The organism is Sulfuricurvum sp. RIFOXYD12_FULL_44_77, from assembly GCF_001830725.1.
In the GTDB taxonomy this organism is placed as follows: domain Bacteria; phylum Campylobacterota; class Campylobacteria; order Campylobacterales; family Sulfurimonadaceae; genus Sulfuricurvum; species Sulfuricurvum kujiense_A.
Genome location: NZ_MIBU01000183.1, coordinates 1 through 1,698 on the forward strand (window position 1 = coordinate 1; position 1,698 = coordinate 1,698).

The following is a 1,698-nucleotide window of genomic DNA, read 5'->3' on the forward strand; positions in this document are numbered from 1 at the left end:
CGGCTTCTGCGATGATAACAGCATTCGTCCCTTGGAGTTTGGAGACAGTGAGGGTGATTTGATCTTTGAGGGGTGAAAATTTGCCCTCTTCATTTTTTACCGTGACGAGTGCTGATTTAAAGTTTTGGATATCGCTGCCCGCGTCTATCGTGGCAACGTCGCGAAGGTAGATAGCGGAGCCGCCGTATTGGGCGACGATAATGTTGCCTACGTCTTCGACACTCTCTATCGCGTTGCGGACACCGATCATAACGATTTTATTATCTTGGGTTTTCCCTTTGATCTCAGGGACGTTGTAGGCCAAAGATTGGGTAGCCTGAACGATTTGTCCGAGAGAGAGGTTGTAACCGCTCAGACGATTCATATCGACCAATACGTTGTACTGGTGTTTTTTAGCTCCCTTAATGTCGGTAACGGCAACGTTAGGGAGGCCGTTGATATGGTGCTGAATCTCTTTGACGTGATCGTAAAGTTTCGTCGGGTCCATTTTAGGATCGTTGGAGTAAAACGCGACGGAGACGATCGGGATATCAATATCGATATCGAGAGGTTTAATGATCGGCTGCATAGCACCTTTTGGGAGGATGCTCATGTTTTGCATGATTTTGTCATAAATTTTTAGGTTGGAATCCTCTTTGGCTTCCCCGATAAAAAATGCGGCATTGATGACGGCAACGTTGTCCATCGCCATCCCATGGATATGCTCGATCCCTTTTACCTCTTTGAGTTTTCGCTCAAGCGGTTTGACAATAACGTTTTGAACTTCGCTGGCAGTGGCACCGGGGAGGGCAATAATAACGGTCGAACCGCTGACGACCATTTGGGGATTCTCTTCGCGAGGCATAAGCATGAGAGCCATATACCCGATGACAAGGAGAAAAATTCCCAGAATCGGAGTGAGGGGATTACGCAAAAAGCCCTTGGCGAGCTTTCCGGCAGAATCGGTGGGCTGATAGGAGTGAGGGGCGTGCATCATGGCTCCTAGTTAATTTCGATAGTTGCGTACATTCCGGGATAAACGGTTTGTTTGGCGCTGAACGATACTTTGATTTTAAAGGTATGGGTCATCGGATTAGAGCTTGGGATAATGGCACTGACCCGTCCGATTCCGATATAACCGACAGAGGGGACAGAAATTTTTACTTTTTTCCCGACGGGAACGAGTTTGAGGTTATTTTCAGCTACTTCAACTTCGATTTTAAGGGCATTTAAATCCGACAATACGATTGCCGGCATCCCCGGCATCGCCATCTCACCGACTTTGATATTTTTAGCGACGACGACACCGCTGTTGGGTGCAGTGATACGGAGATAGTTGTATTGGTTATCAACCTCTTTAAGACGCGCTTTTGCCTGATTGACTTGACGTTCTCCGATGAAGATCATATTTTGGAGGTTCTTTTTAGAGAGTTCTAGATTCTCCACTTCGAATTTACTCACCATATCTTGCGCCAACAAACGTTTGTTTCGCTCTAAGTTCAGTTCGAGATTGGCGTATTGGTTTTGGTACATTTGAAGCGAAAGTTCTGCTTGAGCGATTCCGAGTTCCACTTGGGTTTTTGCTGAATCGATCTCTTTGGAATCGATAGTATAAAGAAGGTCTCCTTTGCGTACGCGTGAACCTTCTGAAACATTAACACTGGTAACGAATCCCATATTGCGGCTGGTAATCATTTTTTGGTTATCGCTGATAACACT

At 46.0% G+C, this 1,698-nt stretch carries 2 protein-coding genes; both read right to left on the bottom strand.

Going from position 1 to position 1,698, the window contains the following annotated elements; genetic code table 11:
• A partial coding sequence (locus A2517_RS07185) for an efflux RND transporter permease subunit (protein ID WP_294895559.1) occupies positions 1 to 976 on the bottom strand: 976 nt, incomplete at its 3' end.
• A 5-nt stretch (positions 977 to 981) separates the two neighbouring features.
• A partial coding sequence (locus A2517_RS07190; protein WP_294895561.1) for an efflux RND transporter periplasmic adaptor subunit occupies positions 982 to 1,698 on the bottom strand: 717 nt, incomplete at its 5' end.